16 protein-coding genes and 1 tRNA gene are annotated in these 23,906 nt (G+C 44.9%); 14 read left to right on the top strand and 3 right to left on the bottom strand.

Annotated features, from left to right (window positions below):
- The first annotated feature begins 18 nt into the window (after positions 1-18).
- From QQL36_RS12885 to QQL36_RS12895, 3 genes are read left to right on the top strand one after another with little or no spacing between them, the layout of a single operon-like run.
- Entirely contained in the window at positions 19-1,416 is a 1,398-nt protein-coding gene (locus tag QQL36_RS12885) for a hypothetical protein (RefSeq protein WP_321569902.1), read from the top strand.
- 27 nt (positions 1,417-1,443) lie between these two features.
- Positions 1,444-2,247: a hypothetical protein gene (locus QQL36_RS12890; protein ID WP_321569903.1), complete on the top strand. Its 804-nt coding sequence runs from the start codon at positions 1,444-1,446 to the stop codon at positions 2,245-2,247.
- 24 nt (positions 2,248-2,271) lie between these two features.
- Positions 2,272-2,880 carry a hypothetical protein gene (locus tag QQL36_RS12895; RefSeq protein WP_321569904.1) on the top strand — a complete coding sequence of 203 codons (609 nt, stop codon included), beginning with the start codon at positions 2,272-2,274 and terminating at the stop codon, positions 2,878-2,880.
- A 130-nt stretch (positions 2,881-3,010) separates the two neighbouring features.
- On the opposite strand, the gene QQL36_RS12900 is transcribed toward QQL36_RS12895, so the two are convergent.
- The gene (locus QQL36_RS12900) at positions 3,011-4,324 is read right to left on the bottom strand and encodes a S41 family peptidase (RefSeq protein WP_321569905.1); all 1,314 of its coding nucleotides are present in this window, start codon (positions 4,322-4,324) and stop codon (positions 3,011-3,013) included.
- 23 nt (positions 4,325-4,347) lie between these two features.
- A complete protein-coding gene (locus QQL36_RS12905; RefSeq protein WP_321569906.1) occupies positions 4,348-4,869 on the bottom strand; it encodes an RNA polymerase sigma-70 factor in 522 nt (173 codons plus the stop codon).
- Positions 4,870-4,994: 125 nt separating this feature from the next.
- On the opposite strand from QQL36_RS12905, the gene QQL36_RS12910 reads away from it, so the two are divergent.
- From QQL36_RS12910 to QQL36_RS12945, 8 genes are all read left to right on the top strand, one after another.
- On the top strand, positions 4,995-5,603 hold the full coding sequence (locus QQL36_RS12910) for a DUF4254 domain-containing protein (protein WP_321569907.1): 609 nt from the start codon (positions 4,995-4,997) through the stop codon (positions 5,601-5,603).
- Between the two features lie 3 nt (positions 5,604-5,606).
- Positions 5,607-6,611 carry a glycosyltransferase family 9 protein gene (locus tag QQL36_RS12915; RefSeq protein WP_321569908.1) on the top strand — a complete coding sequence of 335 codons (1,005 nt, stop codon included), beginning with the start codon at positions 5,607-5,609 and terminating at the stop codon, positions 6,609-6,611.
- A gap of 84 nt (positions 6,612-6,695) precedes the next feature.
- Positions 6,696-6,766 (top strand) — tRNA-Gln (locus QQL36_RS12920).
- A 53-nt stretch (positions 6,767-6,819) separates the two neighbouring features.
- A complete protein-coding gene (locus QQL36_RS12925; protein ID WP_321569909.1) occupies positions 6,820-7,608 on the top strand; it encodes a carbon-nitrogen hydrolase family protein in 789 nt (262 codons plus the stop codon).
- A 672-nt stretch (positions 7,609-8,280) separates the two neighbouring features.
- The gene (locus QQL36_RS12930; protein WP_321569910.1) at positions 8,281-11,286 is read left to right on the top strand and encodes a TonB-dependent receptor; all 3,006 of its coding nucleotides are present in this window, start codon (positions 8,281-8,283) and stop codon (positions 11,284-11,286) included.
- Positions 11,287-11,305: 19 nt separating this feature from the next.
- A complete protein-coding gene (locus QQL36_RS12935) occupies positions 11,306-12,811 on the top strand; it encodes a RagB/SusD family nutrient uptake outer membrane protein (RefSeq protein WP_321569911.1) in 1,506 nt (501 codons plus the stop codon).
- Complete coding sequence (locus QQL36_RS12940) at positions 12,811-14,397, top strand: glucoamylase family protein (RefSeq protein WP_321569912.1); 1,587 nt, start codon at positions 12,811-12,813, stop codon at positions 14,395-14,397. The genes QQL36_RS12935 and QQL36_RS12940 overlap by 1 nt, the downstream gene beginning before the upstream one ends.
- 1 nt (position 14,398) lies before the next feature.
- Positions 14,399-15,757 carry a glucoamylase family protein gene (locus QQL36_RS12945; protein ID WP_321569913.1) on the top strand — a complete coding sequence of 453 codons (1,359 nt, stop codon included), beginning with the start codon at positions 14,399-14,401 and terminating at the stop codon, positions 15,755-15,757.
- A 61-nt stretch (positions 15,758-15,818) separates the two neighbouring features.
- Here QQL36_RS12945 and QQL36_RS12950 read toward each other — a convergent pair whose 3' ends face one another.
- Positions 15,819-16,025, bottom strand: coding sequence for a hypothetical protein (locus tag QQL36_RS12950; RefSeq protein WP_143708875.1), 207 nt, complete (start codon positions 16,023-16,025; stop codon positions 15,819-15,821).
- Positions 16,026-16,106: 81 nt separating this feature from the next.
- Between QQL36_RS12950 and QQL36_RS12955 the strand changes: the two genes are divergently transcribed.
- The 3 genes from QQL36_RS12955 (at position 16,107) to QQL36_RS12965 (ending at position 23,903) form a co-directional block, all read left to right on the top strand.
- The gene (locus tag QQL36_RS12955; protein ID WP_321569914.1) at positions 16,107-18,029 is read left to right on the top strand and encodes a beta-N-acetylhexosaminidase; all 1,923 of its coding nucleotides are present in this window, start codon (positions 16,107-16,109) and stop codon (positions 18,027-18,029) included.
- Between the two features lie 408 nt (positions 18,030-18,437).
- Positions 18,438-20,618 carry a fasciclin domain-containing protein gene (locus QQL36_RS12960; protein ID WP_321569915.1) on the top strand — a complete coding sequence of 727 codons (2,181 nt, stop codon included), beginning with the start codon at positions 18,438-18,440 and terminating at the stop codon, positions 20,616-20,618.
- Positions 20,619-20,627: 9 nt separating this feature from the next.
- Positions 20,628-23,903: a SusC/RagA family TonB-linked outer membrane protein gene (locus tag QQL36_RS12965; RefSeq protein WP_321569916.1), complete on the top strand. Its 3,276-nt coding sequence runs from the start codon at positions 20,628-20,630 to the stop codon at positions 23,901-23,903.
- Positions 23,904-23,906: the final 3 nt, after the last annotated feature.

Consider the following 23,906-nt stretch of genomic DNA (forward strand, 5'->3'; position numbering starts at 1 on the left):
TAAGAAAACATCAACAAGATGAAAAGAAAACCCTTAATTTTCGCCGCTCTGGCCTCAGTTGCAATCATCAGCGCAGCTCTGGTAAGCTCTTGTAAGAAAGATGCAGGTATAGCAGGCGATCGTGCATTGTCCGCAACCCAGGTAGTTCCTACCAGTTCCACACTGTCTGGTGTTTTAGGTACCGGCCACACTGTAGTAGATAGTATTCACCTGACCAGCAGCGTAGCCTGGCACCTGAGTGGTCTGGTATATGTAGATTCAGCAGACGTGCTGATCATTGATGCTGGTACTACTATCAGAGGAGATCTGAGCACAAGTTCTTCAGTACCTGGTGGTGGTCTGGTTATCACCCGTGGTGCGAAGCTGCTTGCTCAGGGTACAGCTGCAAGCCCAATTGTATTCACATCTGCAGCAACTACCCCTGTTTCAGGTGACTGGTCTGGTATTGTTCTCTTAGGTAATGCGCCAACTAACCACAGTGGCCGTGTACAGGTAGAAGGTATTCCAACAAATCCTCCAGCTGATGCTACTTACGGTGGTACTACCGGTACCAGCTGTTCAGACAACTCTGGTATTCTGACTTATGTTCGTATCGAGTATGCTGGTTATGAACTGTCAACTGATAACGAAATTAACGGTCTGACATTAGCTGGTGTTGGTTCCGGTACTACTATTAACCACGTAGAGGTTTACAAATCTAAAGATGACGCATTCGAATTCTTCGGTGGTTGCGTTAGCCCTTCTTACCTGATCGCTGTTGACGCGTTGGACGATATGTTCGATTTCGACAATGGGTTCTCTGGTACAATTAACTATGCATTAGGTCTGTCTGATACTACCCGTGCAGACAAGAGCCAGTCTAACGGTATCGAAAGCGATAACAATTCAACTGGTGATTCTACTGCATCTCCTGTAACACTGCCAGTAGTTAACCACATGACTATCGTAGGTGTAACTCCAACCCGTGCTTCTATCACCAATGGTCAGCCATCTGGTACTGGTAGCTATGGTCGTGCTGCTCACCTGAGAAGAAGTTCCCGTTTCAACATCCAGAATTCAGTATTCCTGGGCTTCAACAAAGGATTCTCCCTGGATGGTACAGCGGGTAATACACCATGTGCTTACTTCAGAGGTCTGTCTGCACTGACTAACAACATTGTGCATGCATATGTTACTCCGTTCGGTACAGAAGGTACGAGCCCTTGCTCTGTATCCCTGACCAGCGGCAACGTAGCTATTACCAACTCAAGCAATGCCAACGCAGCTATTCAGCTGGTAGCTCCGTTCTCAAGACCTGCTACTGCTTCTGCTGCTAACTGGTTCCCTGCTTCTGCTGCAAGCCCTGCACAGGTGAAGTTGTCAGGTGCATTCACTTTCGGTGGTACAGACTGGACTTCTGGTTGGTCCAGGTACTAATATTCTTTCAGTTTCTATCATTCAAGTGTGGAGAGTTTTTCTCCACACTTGCTTTTAAAAATTAATCAACAAATGCTCAAGTTTACTTTATTTTTTTCATTGGCCGCGCTGACATTGATGACGGCTTGTAGAAAGGGGGATCCAGTTAAAGAATATGCTTTTGGTTCTTTTTCTGCTGAAATGCTGGCATTGCCGGGTTCAGGTACATTAGATGTTTATGTCGGGGATAGCAAAGTAGGTTCCCTGACCGGTGGAACTGCTATTGGAAATGCTTCTCCGCTGATGTTGACAGCCGGAAAATCAACAACTATTTCATTTAAAACAGCAGATAAGGATTCGGTAATACTTGATACTATTATATCTGTTGGTGCAGGAGAAAAGGTGGGCTTAAAAATCGCATATAGCGAGGCATTGGGAATAAACGCATTTACCAGCGCAAGTGATGCGAGTGTAGGTGCTGATTCTACCGCATTTTTCCTCTTCAATGGCTTGCCTGAAGGTGCAGTGGCCGATGAAAAGGTAGATGCTTATCTGTTTAAATTGAATAATACAGATGGAAATTTTGAAGAAACGGATATCGTGTGGAGAGATGTAGAAAGGGGTAAACTTCATCCAAATCTGACAACAATCAAGGTGACCGACGACGATGGTTCATCTATCATATATGCTATTAAAATAAAGAGTCAAACTACCGGAGAATTTATCATGGATGGTATTGGCTCAGCGTATTTATCCCCATATTTTGAGGCAGGCAAGCGTGAGATCATCACCTTGAATGCGCTTGATTTGGGAGGTTTGTATATGTATTTACCGGATTATGCTATTTATTAGTGAGCTATTATAGCAGTTACTATCATGAAAACCCTGTTTTTATATATCGCTATTTTGCTCCTGCTGGCATCCTGCGATAAGGAGGATGCACCACTTCGGTCCACGAAAGAGGAGATCGTACCCGTCAATGATACATTGCGGGGCGTGTATAGTGCCAATACACTATTGACGAATGACCGTAAGTGGTGTGTGAAGGGATGGGTATATATTATCAACAGGTCTTCATTGCGTATAGAACCCGGAACGAAAATCAGGGTATTACCAGATCCTGCTGCCAAAAGTGGCGGCGGGATCATCATTGTTCGTGACTCAAAATTGGTGGCCCAGGGTACTACGGGTTTACCAATCAGATTGCAGTTTATAGACACTGTCCATACACGACTAAATGGGTTGATAATAATGGGAAATGCATTTCAGCGGAAAGCATTTTTATTGCCGGAGGGTAAAGAGTTGTCTTACGGCGGCGATTTGCCTGAAGATAGTTCAGGAATCATTGATCATGTGGAGATGAGCTTTCATCACATGATATCACCTGGTATTTTACTGCTGGGAGTGGGAAGTAAAACCCGCATTGACCATGTTAACATGGATAAAGGAGTTTCTATCAGTACTGAAGGTTATAATGATCTTTGATAAATGTTTGATGCAGGTATACTGTTTCTACAGTATACGGTATAGGTCTCTCAATAAAATATTTGAAGTTAGCATTAAAACAATCCCCATTTAAAAGAAAAAAGTTGGCTGTATCTACAGCAGACTTTTATTATCTGCATATCATTATTCCTTTTTGTGCAGCCGGTATTTGTGAATTATAATAATGTCTGATGGTACCAGTATGGGTAGTGGTTTTTGCATTGCCATCGATGATAGAGATAGCTTTGGCGATAAGGGGATCGGTATGATTGCCGAGCGTTTTTAACGGAAGTTCAGACATTTCATCGATGGTATAATCAGGGGAGATACCACTGGTGTATCCGCCAGTACCGTTAGCATTTAACAGGTTGTAAGTAATGGGCATGAGGGTCCAGGGAATCCGGGCGTCACTGATGATGACAGCTCCTTTATCTTTTCCAAACGTTTTTTCGCCGATCTGTATGACCTGTGTATACGGCTTTAGTGAGTTGATCGTAAGCTCTGCTGCGGAAGCAGTCGCTTCTCCGGAAATTATAAATACCCGTGAGAGGGAGAGGCGTTTATCGGTCAATGCGGAAAAAGAAATGGGGTTGCCGCTTTCGGGTACAGAGAGTGCAGATTTGTAGGTAACGTCTCTACTACCCAGGTGGTTATTACCTGTATATTTTGCAAAAAGACTTTGTTCACTAATACCCGGGGCGATCATGGCATTCAGTAAAGCAGCTGCAGCAACACTTCCTCCGGGATTATAGCGCAGATCAAGAATTAATTCTGATGCACCGGCGTTTTTAAAGGCCTGAAAGGCTTGTTGCAAAGCGGTGTTATAGGTATCGTTGAAGTAATTGTAGAACAGGTAGGCAACTACTTTGTCTTTCACCATAAAAGTATCCTTCTGGTACAGCGGGTCCTCCCCCAGCTGCTGGGCGGGCAGGGTAATGACAGCATCGTTAACGGTGAGGGTAGCGGAGGTACCGGCCAGCATAGCGGCTGTCAGCTCACTGGCATTACTGCTGGTAAGGGTGTTGCCATTGATTGCAGTGAAATAGTCGCCTCTTTTGATACCATTCAGGGCTGCAACGGAACCGGGAATGACGAGTTGGACAACGCCTTTGGGGCCATCCTGCTCAATAACAGAAAATAGGATGCCGTACTGGTACAGCATATATTTAGGATACGTGGAGTTGTCACTGGGTTTGTACAGGAAAGAAAAACGGTCTTCGGCGTTTTTCAGGCTGGCAAAGTAATCGGTGGTACTCAGGGTCGTATCGACAGTGGCAGGCAGCGTACTATTCCAAAGATAGAAGTAACGCATACTATCCAGTATCCACTTATTGGTTTCCTGCTGGGTGACAGGGCCAGTGGGTGTCACATCGGGTGCATTATCCTTGTGGCAGGCCGCAAAAAAAATTAATACTGTCAGTGCAATAATAGCTGGGCGGAGCATAAGAAAAGATTAATTGGGTGAGGTCACATGTCGTAATGGGCCATCATTTCGCGCCTGATGTATTGCAGGGCGAGGTTGAGATGGTTTCTTACAGTGGCTGGTGATAAGCTAAGCTGATCGGCTATTTCCTTATAACTTTTTCCTTTATCACGGCTTAGCAGGTAGATATTCCGGCGCTGTTCCGGCATTTTTTCAATCAGTTTCTGGATCTGTTCGCGGAATTCTTTGTGCAGTAAAGTCTGGTCTTCCCGGTGTTCGCTTACGGGGGGATGACCGGAGGAGATATGGGCAAGAGATTTCCGTTCCCGGTAAAGCTTCCGGGTTTCATCGATGACAATATGCTTGACATAGACGAACAGCAGAGGAAATACATCCTGATTGACCTGTACTTTATGTATGTTTTCCCATAACTTAATAAAACATTGTTGTGTCACCTCCTGTGCTCGTAACCGGTCGTCAGTAAGCTTGTATGCGAACCTGTACACTTTTTCCCTGTTCGCTTCAAACAGCTGACCGAAGAGAATCCTGGATGGGTTATCAGACATATAGTGTTGATATAAGGTTGCTAAAATGCGAATTAAATGTAAGCAGCAATTGTTACTTGAATGTTAAAGTTCGGATGATTAAAATCTCTATTTACCTATTTAACCATTTTGTATACATTTGCTCCATGTTTACAGAACTTTGCAATCAAATATTTGATCAGAGCATAGCTGATTATCATGTGCATAACAGCGTGTACCAACCTATTCTGAATCCCTATGAAAAAACTACGATAGAGCACCTTTTATATCTGAAAAACTGGATTGACACCGTACAATGGCACCTGGAGGATATTATCCGTGATCCATTGATTGATCCGGTCAAGGCATTGGAAATCAAGCGTTGGATTGATAAATCTAACCAGGAGCGTACAGATGTCGTAGAATATATTGATAGTTATTTCCTTGAAAAATATAAAGATGTAACGCCTGGAGTGGGTGCATCTATCAATACAGAGAGTCCGGCCTGGGCAGTAGACCGTTTGTCTATCCTGGCACTTAAAATTTACCACATGCGGGAAGAAGCTACCCGTACAGATGCGACTCCTGCGCATCGTGAAGCATGTCAGCGTAAACTGGATGTGTTGCTCGAGCAAAGGAGGGACCTGGGTACGGCGATCAACCTGTTGCTGGAAGATATTGATGCCGGTAAAAAGTATATGAAGGTGTACAAGCAGATGAAGATGTACAACGATCCTTCTCTGAATCCTGTTCTCTACAAGAGCGCTTCCAATTAATTTATGAGGACATTACTGGCCATCCGTTTTTCGGCCATGGGCGATGTGGCAATGACGATACCTGTTATGCAGCGGGTATTACAGGCTTATCCGGATGTGGAAATCGTATTTGTGTCAAACAAGAACTGGGGTGCTTTGTGTGAAGGTATTCCAAGGTTGCACTTTTTCCCTGCTGATCTGAAAGGCGCCCATAAGGGAGTGAAAGGGTTGTACCGGCTATTTAAAGCCGTGCGTGCGCAATATCGTATTGATGCGGTGGGGGATCTGCACCAGGTGCTGAGATCACAGATCGTGAGGACGTTTTTTAGGTTGACTGGTCGTAAAGTGGCGGTAATTGATAAAGGACGGTCCGGGAAAAAGGCATTGGCGCGGCAGGAGAATAAGGTGTTACAGCCTTTGAGGAGTACGATAGAGCGGTATGCGGATGTGTTTCGTAAACTGGGATATGCTGTGGATATGAGTACGACACCTCCGGTGTTCGGGAAACGAGCCTTGCCAGTGGGCATGGAGGCGAAGGGGGATTTGAAATGGATAGGACTGGCGCCTTTTGCGACTTATAAAGAGAAAACGTATCCTTTTGATAAAATAGCGGCGTTGTTAGGGCAGTTGGTGGAGCGTAAGGATACGAAGGTATTGTTGATGGGGGGGGGTGCTGGTGAGGTAGCAAAGCTACAGGAGCTGGCGGAACGGTATCCACAGGCGATAGTGGTGGCAGGAAGGTTTAAATTGCCGGAAGAGTTGGCTATTATTAGTCAGATGGATACCATGATCAGTATGGATTCGGCCAATATGCATCTGGCTTCATTATTTGGTGTGCCGGTGGTATCAGTATGGGGTGCGACGCATCCTTTTGCAGGATTTATGGGGTATGGGCAGAAGATTGAGAAAGCAGCGCAGGTGGATTTGTACTGTAGGCCGTGTAGTATTTTTGGTAATAAACCGTGTTTCAGGGGAGATCATGCATGTATGGAACAACTGCCGGTATCAGGAATTCTGGAAAAGATTTAAAGGTTTTTTTGGTGGGTTAGAAAATTTTACTAATTTCGCCATCCCAAATCGCAGCAACATGTTGTTGAAGGATACGGGAGGTATTGTCCTATAGTATAATGGTAGTACATCTGATTTTGGTTCAGACTGTCTAGGTTCGAATCCTGGTAGGACAACTTACTTAAAGGCTCGCTTCAATAGCGGGCCTTTTTTTTGTATTTTTATTTCCATGAAAGTAGCTTTAGCCTCTCCTCCCTTCCCCTCCTCTATCCAAGATGGATTGACCTGGACTGAAAAATTAACCAAAGAAGCTGCCAGCCAACAAGCAGCAATCATTTGTTTTCCTGAGTCTTATATTCCCGGTTATCCTGGTATGGGATATTCTCCTGAAGAACGTACGCCTGAAAAATTACAAAGCGCGTTGAACAGCGTCTGTGCTATTGCAGCAGAAAATAAAATCGCAATTATAATGCCCTTGGACTGGTATGCCGCAGAAGGTTTACTAAATGTAGCATTTGTGATAGATGCAAATGGGCAGGTATTGGGTTATCAGACTAAAAACCAATTAGACCCTACAGAAGATGTGATGTGGGTACCGGGTACAACAAGAAGTATATTTGAGATAGATGGGGTGAAGATCGGGATTACGATCTGTCATGAAGGATTCAGGTATCCTGAGTCTGTGAGATGGGCGGCGCAGCAGGATGCGAAGATTGTATTCTTCCCGCATTTTGTAGGTAGCAATGCGGAAGGTGTGTTACCGAAGGAATGGGGGAGTATAGAGAGTCCTTATTATGAAAAGGCGGTAATGTTGAGAGCGATGGAGAATACTATTTTTGTAGGGAGTTCTAATTATGCCTCTAAATATCCGGAAGCGGCGTCTTCGTTGATTGCACCGGATGGTAGATGTGTTGTGCATGGGGAGTATGGAAAGCCGGGTGTGGTGGTAGCGGATATAGATGTGTCGCTGGCTACAGGATTACTGGCAAAGCGATTTAAGAATTGGTTGTATGTATAAAGGTAAAGCCACTGCCTAAAATATACACAGGAGATTTGTAGTGAATACGAAAAAAGGATTGCTTTGTTTTTAGTATTACTCACTCTTAAGGGATCATATTATTTATAAAAGAATAAAATAAACGTCCAGTTAAAAAACTGGAAAATTAGCCTCCAAAACACAACCTTTCCACTCTTATTTTTGTTACTGCCAACTTACATGTCGCAACATTTATCTATGTATTTCCCCTATATATCGATAAATAAACATTCATTATCATCAAAATACATTTTCCTTTGCCTTCCCTCCACTAATACTTTTGCTAAATACAATAATCTTCCTATCTTACGGCCGTATTGTTATGTAAATGTTAAAATTCGGAAATCACATAGAGTGAGTTAAACTATTTAACTGATACTTTTTATTTAACAACAGTGAAAATCCATGACGTAATGAAAAAAAAACTGGGACACGTGCTCCATTGATTTTGACCTAAGCTGCGGGCGTGATCTACAGATAGGCGGTTAGATATTTTGACTGTTAAATTCCACTACAATGAGCAAGAATAATCATGAACAATCACCTTAATTTCTGGTAAATAAATAGGGAGAATGTTGGCGCATTCCCCCCTGTTTACAATCGAAATAAACCCAGTCTTGGCGGGCTGGATTCATCATCTCAATACATAAAATTATGAATTCTACAGTTATGGCTGTTCACAAAAAGTGGACGGCTGGATGGTTGTTTGTAGTACTTTTCCTAACTCTTTCATTACCAGCAACTATGTTTGCTGCTTCCTATGCTGATATCGTTATTAAAGGAAAGGTAATCGACGAAACCGGCGAACCTATGCAGGCCGTTTCAGTCGCTATCAAAGGGACATCAAGAGGAACAACTACAGCACAGGATGGTACATTCTCCATCTCAGCAAATGAAAATGCAACACTTGTATTCTCCTTCATCGGTTATGCCAACCAGGAAGTACCTGTAAACGGACAGGCTACGCTGAATGTTACTTTAAAGAAAAATGCCAGCCAGCTCGACCAGGTAGTTATAGTAGGTTATGGTACCCAGCGTAAAAGCCAGGTAGTTGGTTCCGTGAGTTCTGTAAAAGGTGCTGAAGTGACCAAGCAACCGGTATTGACCGCTGCACAGGGCTTACAGGCTAAAACTCCGGGTGTGCAGGTAACTGCTTCCGGTACGCCAGGTGCACAGCCTCAGCTGCGTATCCGTGGTGTGAGTTCCGTATCTGGTGATGCTAACCCTATCTACGTAGTAGATGGTGTGATCACTACAGATATTACGAACATCAACAACTCCGATATCGAATCTATTTCAGTATTGAAAGATGCTTCTTCACAAGCAATCTACGGTAGCCGTGCAGGTAATGGTGTGGTACTGGTAACTACTAAGAAAGGTAAATTAGGTGGAATGAAAGTAAGCCTGGATGCTTATTCAGGTTTCAGAACACCAACTTCCAAAGTGAAAATGGCAAGTGGTAAAGCATATGCACAATATTCCAACGAAGCGAATATCCGTGGTGGCTCCAGCGCTATTTTCGACGTGGATACTATCAATACCAGCACTGACTGGTTTGATCAGATCACCCGTAACGGTATTGTTCAGAACTATAATATCAACCTGAGCGGTGGTACTGAGAAAACTACTTACTTCTTCAGCGCCGGTTATTTCAATGATAACGGTATCCAGAAAGGTACTGGCTTTAAACGTGGTGTAATCAGGATTAACAACGAATACAGACCAGCTACCTGGTTGAAATTCGGTCATAACCTGAACCTGAGCATTGCTCATACTGATAACAAAAACAACGAATTCACCAATGCTTATCGTATGGCGCCATCTACACCAGTTAAATATGCTGATGGTTCCTGGGGTTTTGAACAGAACCTGAGCGTGGCTAACCCTGTGGCTGATATCGCTTACACCAATAACTACCTGAACGGATTGAGAATGCAGGGTAATGCATACCTGGATATCTCTCCAATCAGAGGTCTGAACCTGCACAGCAGCTTCAACTTTGATAACCGTAATCTGAATGCAACTGAATATACACCTGCTTACCTGGTATGGAGTGGTCAGAAAAATGATACCTCTATCCTGAAAATAGGTCGTGCAAAGAATTTCTACTATATCATAGATAATAACCTGACCTACAACACCACTTTCGAAGGTGGTCATGAGATCTCAGCAACTGTAGGTTACTCTGCAGAACGTACCAAAGGTGATACGCTGAATGGCTCTGTAAAAGGAGTACCTAACAAGAAAAACCTGTGGTACCTGGGACAGGGTGACCTGACAAACGTAACCATCTACAACTCCGGTATACTGATTCAAAGAGCTTCTGCTTATGGCCGTCTGACTTACACTTACAAACGTAAGTATAACCTGAGTGGTAGCATCAGAAGAGATGGTTCCAGCAACTTCCCTACAAATCAGAAATGGGGTACTTTCTACTCAGCAGGTGCTTCCTGGATCGTGACAGAAGAAAACTTCATGAAGGAGCAGAACTTCTTTGATGACCTGAAACTGCGTGTTGGTTATGGTCGTGTAGGTAATGATAATGTGAGCGGTCTGAGCACCCTGAATAGTGTGACCGTAGATGGTTATTACTACAACTTCGGTGGAAATGCTTATTCCCCACAACAGGCTATCACTATCAACCAGATCAGAGATGCAAGTGCTAGCTGGGAACCAACCACTGGTGTGGATGCGGGTCTTGAATTCACCGTGCTGAAAAAACAACTGAGTGGTAGTGTGAGCTACTATAACAAGCTGACTAATGCTTATATCAATGTAACCGTTCCTGCTACCCTGGGTGATGCTGACCAGACAGTTTATTCCAGAGCTGCTGACGTTAGAAACAAAGGTGTGGAAGTTACCCTGAACTGGAACAAGTCTGTCAATAAAGACTTCTCCTACTTCATCGGTGGTAACATTACTTTCAACAAAAACAATGTTGAAAAAGTAAATGGTAACCTGCAGCTGAAAGGTGGTAGCCTTGGCAACGGTAATATCGTAACTTATACTGTAGAAGGTAAAGAAATCGGTAGCTTCTGGGTATATGAAACAGATGGTATCTACCAGTCTCAGACTGATATTGACAACACTGCACACATCACCGGCGCTACTGTAGGTGACTTCAAATACAAAGACAATAATAATGACGGTACTATCGATGATAACGACCGCGTTTTCAAAGGTTCTTATCAGCCAAAAGTGTTCTATGGTATCAATGCTGGTTTCAACTACAAGGCATTTGATTTCTCTGTAGATATGTACGGCAATGCTGGTAACAAAGTATTCAATGGTAAGAAAGCCGTTCGCCTGGGTAACGATAACGTAGAAGCGAGTGTGGCTGCAAACCGTTGGACATCTACTAACACAAACACAAGTGTGCCAAGAGCTTCCAACGCTATTCCAACTCCATCTGATTATTTCGTGGAATCAGGTTCATTCTTCCGTATTAACAATATCACCCTTGGTTATAGTGTGCCTGTAAACAGCTGGGCTGGTATCAGCAAACTGCGCGTATTTGCTACTGCACAGAACCCTATCATCTTCAAGAAGTATAGCGGTTATACGCCTGAATTGCCTGGTTCAGCCATCGCTTCTGGTATAGAACTGGACATCTATCCGGTAAGTTCTACTTACATGGCAGGTTTTAATCTTACTTTCTAATCGTCTAAATGTGTGATATATGAAAAAGTTTAGTTTATTCATCATAACAGTAGGGGCTGTGGCGATCTCACTGACTGCCTGTAAAAAGGACTGGTTAAATGTGGACGCGGAAGACCAGTTATCTACCAGTGATTCTATTTATAACGATAACAGCAACGCTACCAAATTTACAAACGCATGTTATACTAACCTGCTTACCTGGGCCGAAACCAGCTTTGCATGGTTAGGTACCAGCAGCATTACTTCTGACGATGCTGATAAAGGTAGTTCCTCAGGTGATAACGGTTCTGACAAGGACCAGATGGACGCCATTACTTACACTGCTACTTCAGGTAGTGTGAGCGATGGATGGAAAGGTAACTATCAGGGTGTATCCAACTGTAACGTGGCACTGCAACAAATTCCACTGTTCACTACACTGGATGCAAGCACTGCTACACAGCTAAAAGGTGAAGCCCGCTTTCTGAGAGCTTACTATTATTTCAACCTGGTGAGAATGTTTGGTAACATTCCATTGGTTGATACAGTATTAAATGCAGATGATGCAGCTTCTCTGGCAAAAGGTAATACACAGGTATCTTCCAGTGAAATCTATACATTCATCGAAGCTGACCTGAACTACGCTATCAGCGTACTGCCTACTGTTGACAACCAGGCATCAAAAGACATCGGCCGTGCAAACAAAGGTGCTGCTACCGCATTGCTGGCTAAAGTAAGTCTGTATGAAAAGAAATACCAGCAGGCATATGACCTGACTACCCAGATCATCAATGGTGCTGTAGGTACTTATTCACTGGTAAGCGACTATAGCCAAATCTGGCGCGAAGTGGGTGAAAACAGCTCTGAGTCACTGTTCGAAGTACAGGCTAAATCCGGTAGTCCTACCGCTGGTGTACAACAATATTCTGTGACACAGTCTATCCGCGGTGGTACCTTTGCTGGTGTAACTACAGTTGTAACCGGCTGGGGTTTCAATACACCTAGTGAAGACCTGGATGATTCATATGAAACAGGTGACCTGCGTAAGAAAGCAACCATCATCCACGTGGGTGATACCCTGTTCGATGGTGTAATTCTGACAAGCGCAGTAAACGAGCGTTATAACTATAAAGCATATGTAAGCGCTACACAGGAAACATATAGTGGGGACGCGGATCTGGCTAACAAGAACGTGCGTATCCTGCGTATGGGTGAGGTCTACCTGATCCATGCAGAAGCTGCAAATGAACTGGGTAATACTGCTACTGCCATCACTGATGTTGATAAGATCCGTACCCGTGCTGGTCTGGCAGGTACTACTGCTGCTACTCAGAGCGATTTGCGTACAGCTATCTGGAATGAAAGAAGATGGGAACTGGCTATGGAACATGACCGTTTCTTCGATCTGATCAGACAAGGTCGCGCAGGTACCGTACTGCGTGCACTGGGTAAGAGCTTCGTAGATGGTAAGAACGAAGTATTCCCGATTCCTCAATCTGAAATCAGCGCCAGCGGTGGTGCATTGAAACAGAACAGCGGATACTAATGAAAAAATTATTAGTGGTCAGCTACAGCTTACTCCTGCTCTGGACGGCTGTCAGTTGTAAAAAAGAGCAAAACGTTACGGAGTCCCCCACGGACTCCGTAACTACTTCTATACCAGACCTCACCATCATAAATGAGGTGCAGAAAGCCAGCTTTGGGTACTTTTGGGATGGAGCGCATGCCAGCTCCGGAATGGCTTTAGAGCGCAGCAGTAGCGGAGATGTAGTGACTACCGGTGGTACCGGTTTCGGTATCGCGGGTATCGTAACAGCTACTTCCAGGGGATGGATCTCCCGTACTGATGCAGTCAACCGATTACGTACTATCTGCACTTTTCTGGGAGCTGCTGATCGTTTCCATGGCGCCTGGCCACATTGGCTGAATGGTGCTACGGGCAGGGTGCAGCCTTTCAGTACTTATGATAACGGTGGCGATCTGGTAGAAACGGCATTTTTAGTAAACGGGCTCCTCATTGCCCGCGCTTACTTCACAGGTTCAGATACGGCAGAGACCAATCTCCGGAACACCATCACCACTCTCTGGGAAGAGGTGGAGTGGAACTGGTACGCCAGCAGGGGAGATAACAAACTCTACTGGCACTGGAGTCCGGATTATGACTGGACCATCAACATGCCTATCACAGGTTGGGATGAGGCACTCATCACCTATGTGCTCGCAGTAGCTTCACCTACACACCCGATTGACGTAAGCGTTTATAATAACACCTGGATTACTTCCGGCTTTGGGGTACAAAATTCTTATCAGGGTTACACCGTCTCAATTTCAAGTAATGACTACATCGGCCCATTGTTTTTTTCTCATTATTCCTTCATTGGGTTAGATCCCCGTCAGCTGGAAGATAACTATACCAATTACTGGCAGCAGGTGGTAAAGCATGTGATGATCAACCGATCTTATTGCATCTATAACGCCCCTTCTACCTACGGTTATAGTGCTACCTTATGGGGATTGACTGCGAGTGACGGACCTGATGGCTACAATGCTTTTCAGCCCACCAGCGACAATGGTACGATAGCGCCTACAGCGGCCTTATCTTCCATTGCGTACACTCCTTACTATTCACTGCAGGTGATGCGGAATCTGTATGAAAACAAGAAAGCCCTGTATGGCAAGTATGGTTTTTACGATGCATTGAATGTAAGCAGGAGCTGGATGGACAATGAATACCTGGCCATCGATCAGGGACCCATCGTCGCCATGATAGAAAACTATCGCAGCGGTCTGTTGTGGAATCTGTTTATGAATATCTCTGAGGTAAAGACTTCACTGACACAACTAGGATTTCATACACCCGTGCGCAGTACAGGGTTCTACCTGTCTGTTCCCGAAGTAGAAAACAAAGTGGTAGATTTGGTGAAGCATCCGGATACAGATACTTACCAGTTGGATGTATACATGACCACTGCAGGTACATTTACACTTGAAAAATCAGATGGTACCGTAGTGAGCACTACTTCGCTCAATGCGGGTAGTACACCCGTCACATTCAATACCCCGGTAGGAAAATATACAGCACGATTAAAAGGTAGTTCAGATAATATTACACAGGTAGTTCAACTTCACTAACATGAGAACATTACTATTTGCAGGGTTGATTGCGCTGGTGGCAAATACAGGTTGTCATCAGGCAAACAAATCCGCTTCAAAAGACACATTGGTAGATACAACATTGACTACCGATTCTATTTTCAACTTAGTAGAGAAGCAAACTTTCGAGTACTTCTGGGATGGGGCAGAGCCGCATAGCGGACTGGCAAGAGAACGGTATCATGTGGATGGCGACTATCCGGAGCATGATCAGAATGTGGTGACCACAGGTGGTTCCGGATTCGGTATCATGTCGATCCTGGTAGGTATTGAAAGAGGGTACATTACCCGTCAGCAAGGGTTTGAGCGTTTATCGCATATTGCTGATTTCCTGGAAAAGGCAGATCGTTTTCATGGTGCATGGCCTCACTGGATATATGGTGAGACTGGTAAGGTAAAGCCTTTCGGACAGAAAGATAATGGAGGAGACCTGGTGGAAACAGCCTTTATGATGCAGGGGTTGCTCTGTGTAAGACAGTATTTTGCCAATGGTAATGAGCAGGAAAAAGCACTGTCTGCAAAGATCAATAAACTGTGGGAAGAGGTAGAGTGGAGCTGGTATCGTAATGGTAAAAATATACTCTACTGGCATTGGTCACCCACCTATGAATGGCAGATGAATTTTGCTGTGACAGGGTATAATGAATGTCTGATCATGTATGTACTGGCAGCGTCTTCCCCGACTTATAGCATTCCTGCTGAAGTGTATCATGAAGGATGGGCAAAAGGGGGTAAGATCAGGGACAGTGTAAATGCATATGGATATACACTGAAGCTGCATCATAACTATGCACGTGAATTAGGTGGTCCGTTGTTCTGGGCGCATTATTCTTATTTAGGCCTGGATCCACATGGATTGAAAGATAAATATGCTGATTACTGGGAGCATAATGTAAATCAGGTGTTGATCGACAGAGCATGGTGTATAGAAAATCCCAAACACTTCAAGGGGTATGGTGCTGATAGCTGGGGATTGACTGCGAGCTATTCTGTGAGTGGCTATGCGGCACATGCACCCGGTAAGGAGACTGACTTAGGAGTGATTTCTCCTACAGCAGCATTGTCTTCTATGCCGTATACACCGGAGTATTCCAAACAGGCAATGGTACATTGGTATAAGAATTACGAGGGTAAACTGTTTGGTAAGTATGGTTTTTATGATGCATTCAGCGAGACTGATCACTGGTATCCGCAGAAGTATCTTGCTATCGATCAGGGTCCGGAAGTGGTGATGATGGAGAATTATAGGAGTGCGTTGTTGTGGAAGTTGTTTATGAGCTGCCCTGAAGTGCAGGGCGGGTTGAAGAAACTTGGCTTCGAGAGTCCATATATTAAATAAACAAAATGGCCGGCCTTTCGGCCGGCCATTTTGTTTATTTAATTGAAAATTCTTTTTCGCATCAACATACACGACCCATCACCCCTGCTTTATCCCCTAACTGAGACAACCTTAACTTCGTATCATTATTCCCCAAACTCAAACTAAACTTCTTTATCGCGCTCTTCACCGGCAGGTACAAACTATCACCTGTCGCCGCTATACTGATGGGAATAAAATGGCGTCCGGAATATGGTGGGATGCGGCACAGTAACCCGTTCTGCCACACATCACACAGATTACGAATAGTAAATAAAAAGTATTATACTTATAGCCTATCGTTAATTTGTTAAGCAATTCAATTTAAATTATGACTACAGCACGATTGTTAGATTTTAGGTTAAGGTTGCTCTTATCAAGGAGCGGATTAATTCTTTTCTTTGCCCTGATAATGGTTCGTACCTATGCTAATGATGGAAGAATCAAAATCATCCCTGAGCCAGTGAAGGTGACGGAACAAAGTGGGGAATTTACGCTGGATAATGGAACTGTATTATCCCTCTCTGATAGCAAATTAAAGGAAACAGCAGACTGGTTCACTACCAGGCTAAAAGCCAGTACTGGTTATGATCTGAAACGCAGTAATAGCGGAAAGAAAAGTATCCGTCTTGAGCTGAATGCAAAAGCGGACGATGCGATTGGCGAGGAAGGCTATACCCTGAAGGTAACTCCTTCTGAAGTAGTGCTGAAAGCCAATACCACCTCCGGTATCTTTTACGGTTTGCAGACTATCCTGCAACTGTTGCCTCCCGATATCGAAAGCCAGTCAGTAAAGAACGTAGCCTGGACGATGCCCTGCGCTGATATTCTCGACTATCCCCGTTTTGGATGGAGAGGATTGATGCTGGACGTATCCCGTCACTTCTTTACCAAGGAAGAAGTAAAGCAGTTCATGGACGAGATGATCCGCTATAAATACAATACCCTGCACCTACACCTTGCGGATGATGAGGGATGGCGTATCGAGATCAAGAGTCTGCCCGAACTGACGAAGGTAGGCGCGTGGAGAGTACCACGCACGGGTCGCTGGGGTAAACTGCCAGCAGACCTGGCCAATGAGAAAGCGACTGATGGCGGTTTCTATACTCAGGAGGATATTAAGGAACTGCTGAAATATGCAGCTGCCAGAGGTATCACTATCTTACCTGAAATAGATGTGCCGGCACATAGCCTGGCTATGATCGCATCTTATCCTAATCTCTCCTGCACACAACTACCTTACAAGGTAAATGCAGGCCGCGAGTTCTACACCCGCGAAGACAATGTACTTTGCGTAGGCAACGACAGTATCTTCACCGTATTAGACAAAGTGTTCACTGAACTCGCTGCATTATTCCCTTCCAAATACATTCACGTAGGGGGAGACGAAGCATACAAAGGTTTCTGGAAAACCTGCCCCAGATGTAAGGCCAGGATGGAACATGAGCATCTGAAAGATGTAGACGAACTGCAGAGCTATTTCGTTAAGAGAATGGAGACCATGCTCAAAGCAAAAGGTAAAAAGATGATCGGGTGGGACGAGATCCTGGAAGGTGGTCTGGCGCCTGAAGCAACCGTGATGAGCTGGAGAGGCATGAGTGGTGGTATCACCGCTGCCAAAATGAATCATCATGTAGTAATGACGCCATGGGACTTTGTATACCTGGATCTGTATCAGGGTGAGCAGTCTGCAGAGCCACCTACCTATGGTATGTGCCGCCTGTCTGATTCTTACAACTACGATCCCGTACCTGACAGCGTAGATGAAAAATACATACTGGGTGGTCAGGGCAACCTCTGGACAGAATCAGTTCCCGTGTTCCGCCATGTAGAATACATGACATGGCCGCGTTCTATCGCGCTCTCCGAAGTATACTGGAGCCCTAAGGCAAAAAGGAACTGGGATGACTTCATTCCAAGACTGGAAGATAACTTCAAAAGACTGGATGCCGCGGATATCAAGTATGCCCGCAGCGTATACAATGTGATCTTCAGGCCGGTGAGAATTAATCGTTACGATTATGAAATCAACCTGGCGACTGAGATCAAAGGACTGGATCTGTATTACAGCTTTGATAATACCAACCCTGATGCACATTATCCAAAATATACGGGTCAGCCCCTCAGGTGGCCTGTAGGTGCCAATATCCTGAAAGTGATCACCTATCGCAACGGCAAGCCGGTAGGCGCACAGGTAGATATCACCAAAGAAGACCTGGCTAAGCGGCTGGATGAGAAACGTCACGTATATTAATGTAAAGCACGATATCCGGTGTGTAATGGAACAGGTCAATCGGCCGTAAATCTGTCCCGCTGAAAGGAAACTTATTTTAAGGGCCTTTTCACCTCCCAGGACAAGAGTTGTACTGCTATTAACTATTAAATCAAAAAATGAGGGTGATGCTGTAGGCGTCACCCTCATTTTTTGTATAATTTTCCATCCCCCCACCAATTATTCCATCCCCAAAAATGTCAATTATTCCATGCAATAGTACTATTCTACATTTTTTATTATCTGGCACCACTCTAACTTAGCCTTACTGATACAATAGCACATTTTCTGACTGTAATTAAGCGCCGGGGGATAAAAATTCCAGATCATCTAAATTCCAATATCGACCAAAATGTAGCATTCCACAAAATGCCCTGAAATATCGTTGTTATGAAAATACTCTTCCGAAGATCCCTGGTCTTTGGTGTGGGATTCCTTTTGCTTGCCATCACCGCCTGCAGAAAAAAGGAGTTCGATGCCTACTATGGACGTCCCGATTGGTTGGCACAACCAATATACCAGCAACTTGAAGCCCGCAAAAACTTCACCCATTTGCTTGCTACCATCGACAAAGCAGGCTACAAAGACATTCTTGGCAAAGCCGGTTACTGGACCTTTTTTGCACCTACTGATTCCGCTTTTGAAAACTACTTCAAAGCCAACGGCCTCAGTGGTGACGACGCTATCGACTCTGCCCACGCCAGAAGGATCGTAGCCTACGAGCTGGTATATAATGCGTATAGAAAAGAACAGCTGGTGGATCAACAGACAAGCGCAGGGCCGGATACCAACCAGGCCTTTAAGCGCAAAACCGCTTATTACGACTGGGTATATGCTGAAAATGGCCGGCTACTCATCGCTGCCAATAGAAATGGTACCTACGCTACCAATGATAATAATAACAAGAACATTCCTTACTTCATAGATGGATTCCTGTCGCAAAATGGACTTAGTGCTGCTGACTATAATTACTTCTATCCCGGTGCCTTTTATAGTGGCTTCAATGTAGCAGATGCAAAAGTACTGGAAGCCGATATCCCCGCTGAAAACGGCATTATCCACACCATTGATAAAGTCATCACCCCGCTGGACAACCTGGAAAGGTACCTCGCTTCAAATCCCAACTACAGTGAGTTTCGTAGTCTGTTGGAAAAGCTTGTTACCTATCAGTCCAATGCCGATATCACACATCGTAATATGGTGCTGACCGGCGATGCAGATTCTGTATTTGTAAAAGTATATAGTGCGGCCCTGGCATTCTCACCAAACAATGAGAACTACCTGGCCTCCGGCACCGATGCGCAGAAGTCAGGCTGGACGCTGGTCGTACCTACCAATGATGTGCTCATACCTTACGAAAAAAAGATCCTTGAATTCTACCAGACTTTTGAAGCAGCACCCCCTTCCGTACTCACGAACCTGCTGAATGCACACATGTGGCAGACAGCCGTATGGCCAAATAAAATGAGTCATACCACGAATAGTCAGCAGGAGGTACCCACCTTCACCCAATCGAATATTGTGGACAAAAAGGTATTAAGTAATGGGTTCTTTTATGGTATTAATGCTGTGCAGGATGCCAATGTATTCAGAACGATTTATGCCAAGGCTTTTCTCGATCCGAACTATTCACTCATGACCCGTGCACTGGATGCTGACCTGAAATATTCCATCATCAACCCCAGCATCAGTTATACCATGTTCATGATGCCGGACAATCTGTTGCGTGCCGCCGGATACGATTGGAGCTCTGAAAGAAATGACTGGTCTTACCTCGCATCCGGTAGTAGTATCCAATATGGTTCCGGTGCCATGGACAGGGTATACCGCATATTACAAACCTCCATCCTCACCACCAATAATGGTGAAATGGACGACCTCTCCGGTGAAGGTATCATGGAAGCATGGAATGGTGAATACATCAAATATAAAAACAACACCGTATGGGCCAGCGGTAATGCAGATGCCGGCACCGTATTGCATATCAACAGCATCGGCAAAGCCGCCAATGGACAAGTCTTTTACACAGATGGGCTGCTTACTTTCACTGAGAACACCATCGGTTACCACCTGGAAAAACTCGCTACCAACGATCCTGCTGGCTTCAACAGTTTCTTCCAGTACCTGAAGAATTCTACGCTGTGGACCGCCGCCACCAAGGATATCGTTGGCACAGTACCGGGTACCAGCTACACCATTTTTGTACCTGTGAACAGTGCCATTACACAGGCGGTGCAGGACGGGGTATTACCAGGTGATAAAACCACCGGCACACCTAATTATACCCCCACTACTGATGCGGATAAAGACAAGGTGGTCCAGTTTATCAACTTCCACATCCTGAACCGCAACACTGTAGTACCTGATGGTAAAAAGGAAGGCGCTTTTGAAACATTGATGAAGACCAGCGATGGCGACCTCTCTTTCATATTTATCAACAGTCAGCATCCCAATAGTATGGAGCTCAGAGATTCATACAATGATATTGCCTACCTGGATTACACACGTAGCAACAACCTCTCTGCCCGTACTGTCATCCACGCCATTACCCACTACCTCAGAGGGAAATAAAAAACTGTTATGAACAAACTACTGTTTATCATCTGTCTTTTATACAGCGCTGCACTGTTCGCCCGCCAGGAACAGTTACCACAAAAGAAAACCATTCGTGGAAAGGTAACAGATGCCACTACCCACCTGCCGGTGATTGGCGCCTCAGTGGTAGAGCTGGACAAGGATAAGCGTACGGTAACAGGTGTAGCCACCAATATAGATGGCAATTTCGCCATTCGTGTCGCTGATTTACAACACCAGCTCTCCGTATCTTTTATCAGCTATAAAACCATCATACAGGGCATCAATGGGCGTAATACTATCAACGTACAGCTCCAACCCAATACCCGTGATCTGAACGAATTCAATGTCGTTGCACGGCAAACGGTGAACAATGGTACTGGTATGAATATCGAAGCGCGCAACTCTACGCTGGCCACTGCCACCATTCAGGCAAAGGAACTGGAAGAACTCTCCGCTGCCTCTATCGATCAGGCTTTGCAGGGAAGGCTGCCCGGTGTGGATATCGGTACCACCTCCGGTGACCCCGGTGCAGGCATGTCTATCCGTATTCGAGGTACAGCTTCCATCAATGGATCTGCGAATCCACTGATCGTATTGGATGGAATGCCTTATGATACAGAAGTACCTTCTGATTTTAACTTTGGCAGTGCAGATGAACAGGGTTATGCACAATTGCTCAACATTGCTCCCTCTGATATCAAAGAGATCACTGTGTTGAAAGATGCTGCTGCAACGGCTGTATGGGGCTCCCGCGCGGCGAATGGTGTACTGATCATCACGACTAAAAGAGGGATGGTAGGCAGGCCTGCCATCACGTATAATTTCAAAGGTACCTTTGGTAAGCAACCCCGCAATATTCCGCTCCTGAATGGCGATCAGTATTCTACCCTCATACCTGAAGAAATTGCAAACACCAATGGGCTGCCGCTGAACATCAATGTGAATAAAGAATTCCTCTACGATCCATCCGATCCATACTGGTATTACAATTATAGTAACAATACGGATTGGGTAAAGGCCATCACCCGTATCGGCTATTCACAGGATCATAATATTTCTATGACCGGCGGTGGTGAAAAAGCCCGCTACTACGCATCCATCGGCTACTTCGACCAGAAAGGAACGACGAAAGGTACCGCATTGACAAGGATCACATCCAAAATTAACCTGGACTACAACGTATCCAACCGTATTCGTTTCCGTTCAGACATTACCTACACACATGTGGATAACCACCTGAATTATGTTCCTGACAAAGACTACCAGGTACGCGGTATCGCTTATACCAAAATGCCGAATATGGCCATCTATGAATATGATGAATATGGTAATGTGACACCGAATTACCTGTCGCCTGCTTCCAACATACAAGGTTACTATTATACTACCTACAACCCGGTAGCGATGGTAATGGAAAGCCTTTACAGACAACAAGGGGAACGCATCACACCGAAGTTCAACATCCAGTATGATATCGTCCCATCTGTGCTCACATCTACCTTCGATGTACAGTTCGATATTAACAATACAAAAGCGCAGACCTTTCTGCCACAGGTGGCTACCGGCCGCCCGGTTACTGAAACTGTGGTAAACAGGGCAGGGGATAGTGATGGGGATATCTTCGATGTCTATACAAAAACGAACCTCATTTATACTCCAAAAACGAATACGCAGAAACACCAGCTGCAGGCACTGTTATCGCTGCAAACAGAAGACAGAAGTTATGTTACGCACAATGTGCTTACCTCCAACACCGCTTCTTCCAATTTTCAGGATCCATCCAATCCCAGCCGTACGGCAAATTCTGATCTGGATCTTGAATCTACTTCAGGCAGAACAAGAAGCGTAGGATTGCTCTTACAGGGGCAGTACGGATTATTGGACAGGTACATCATCAATGCAGGTGTAAGAGGCGACGGTAACTCCCGTTTCGGTCCTGATTACCGGTATGGTTTATTCCCTTCCGTATCTGTGCGCTGGCGTACCTCTGGTGAGAAATTTATGCGGAAGTATAAGTTCATAGACGACCTCAGTTTCAGGGCATCCTACGGACAGAGTGGCGCCGCCCCTCCTGACAAAGCAGTCTGGAACTACTTTAATACCTATCAGCCTTATTCATACACTTATTTAGGCATGTCGGGAGTATACCCCTCCAATATGGAACTCACCAGCCTGAAATGGCAGACAGTCGTTGGTACAAACCTGGGCTTTAACCTGTGGGTACTGAAAAACAGGATCCGTATTGATGTGGAAGCTTACCGTAACCGTACCAGAGATATGTTCTACGAAAATCTGCAGATCCCTACCTATTCTGGTTTTTCAACGGTTGCGATGAATGTGGGTACCATGGATAACCAGGGTTGGGAAGTACTGTTAAATACCATTCCTTACCGCAGTAAGAACCTGACGATCGGCTTCGATCTGAACATTGCCCGCAATGTGAATGTTGTGCGAAAAATATCTGAGTTCTTCCCAAGAGAAAACAGCGTAGCCATCAACCAGAATGGTGTGTATAAAACGTATCTGCAAATAGGGAATCCATTTGGTTCCTACTATGGGTTCCGCTACAAAGGTGTGTACAAAGACAAAGATGCGACTATCGTAAGAGACGCCAATGGAAAAAAGATCGACGGCGCCAATGGGCAAACACTCTACATGCGTTTCAACTATCCCGGTACTGACTACGTATTCCAACCCGGCGATGCAATGTATGAAGACATCAACCATGATGGTAATATCGACAACAAAGATATCGTATACCTCGGTAATGGTATCCCCAAAATAACCGGAGGTTTTGGTCCGAATATCACCTTCAAAGGTAACCTGAAACTCACCACCTACTTCGTTTACCGGGTAGGCTACCAACTGGTGAACAGGGCGGATATGATCACCAGCAACATGTATGGTTATGACAACCAAAGTACCGTTGTCCTCAAGCGCTGGCGCAATCCGGGCGATGAAACCAACGTACCCAGGGCACTCTACAGATCAGGTTACAACTGGTTAGGTTCTGACAGGTATGTACAGGATGCATCTTTCATCAGGTTGCAATCACTGACCCTTCGCTACAACTTTACCAAAAAAGTGCTGGATAAACTGAATATACGCAACGCGAGTTTCTACTTCACTGTGGAAAACCTCGCTACCTGGACAAAGTACAAAGGCCAGAACCCTGATGTATCCATGAAGGGAGATAACGATCCATTCGCTTACCCGGTGGACAATGCACTCACGCCACCTGCCAGGAATTTCCTGATGGGTATTAGTGCCAGTTTTTAAAAA

This window comes from Chitinophaga sp. LS1 (genome assembly GCF_034274695.1).
Taxonomy (GTDB): Bacteria; Bacteroidota; Bacteroidia; order Chitinophagales; family Chitinophagaceae; genus Chitinophaga.

What these genes read in the sequence shown, in the direction of transcription:
- QQL36_RS12885 (WP_321569902.1), top strand. Translation starts at nt 19, where the DNA reads ATGAAAAGAAAACCCTTAATTTTCGCCGCTCTGGCCTCAGTTGCAATC.
- QQL36_RS12895 (WP_321569904.1), top strand. Translation starts at nt 2,272, where the DNA reads ATGAAAACCCTGTTTTTATATATCGCTATTTTGCTCCTGCTGGCATCC.
- QQL36_RS12900 (WP_321569905.1), bottom strand. Translation starts at nt 4,324, where the DNA reads ATGCTCCGCCCAGCTATTATTGCACTGACAGTATTAATTTTTTTTGCG.
- QQL36_RS12905 (WP_321569906.1), bottom strand. Translation starts at nt 4,869, where the DNA reads ATGTCTGATAACCCATCCAGGATTCTCTTCGGTCAGCTGTTTGAAGCG.
- QQL36_RS12910 (WP_321569907.1), top strand. Translation starts at nt 4,995, where the DNA reads ATGTTTACAGAACTTTGCAATCAAATATTTGATCAGAGCATAGCTGAT.
- QQL36_RS12915 (WP_321569908.1), top strand. Translation starts at nt 5,607, where the DNA reads ATGAGGACATTACTGGCCATCCGTTTTTCGGCCATGGGCGATGTGGCA.
- QQL36_RS12925 (WP_321569909.1), top strand. Translation starts at nt 6,820, where the DNA reads ATGAAAGTAGCTTTAGCCTCTCCTCCCTTCCCCTCCTCTATCCAAGAT.
- QQL36_RS12930 (WP_321569910.1), top strand. Translation starts at nt 8,281, where the DNA reads ATGAATTCTACAGTTATGGCTGTTCACAAAAAGTGGACGGCTGGATGG.
- QQL36_RS12935 (WP_321569911.1), top strand. Translation starts at nt 11,306, where the DNA reads ATGAAAAAGTTTAGTTTATTCATCATAACAGTAGGGGCTGTGGCGATC.
- QQL36_RS12940 (WP_321569912.1), top strand. Translation starts at nt 12,811, where the DNA reads ATGAAAAAATTATTAGTGGTCAGCTACAGCTTACTCCTGCTCTGGACG.
- QQL36_RS12945 (WP_321569913.1), top strand. Translation starts at nt 14,399, where the DNA reads ATGAGAACATTACTATTTGCAGGGTTGATTGCGCTGGTGGCAAATACA.
- QQL36_RS12955 (WP_321569914.1), top strand. Translation starts at nt 16,107, where the DNA reads ATGACTACAGCACGATTGTTAGATTTTAGGTTAAGGTTGCTCTTATCA.
- QQL36_RS12960 (WP_321569915.1), top strand. Translation starts at nt 18,438, where the DNA reads ATGAAAATACTCTTCCGAAGATCCCTGGTCTTTGGTGTGGGATTCCTT.
- QQL36_RS12965 (WP_321569916.1), top strand. Translation starts at nt 20,628, where the DNA reads ATGAACAAACTACTGTTTATCATCTGTCTTTTATACAGCGCTGCACTG.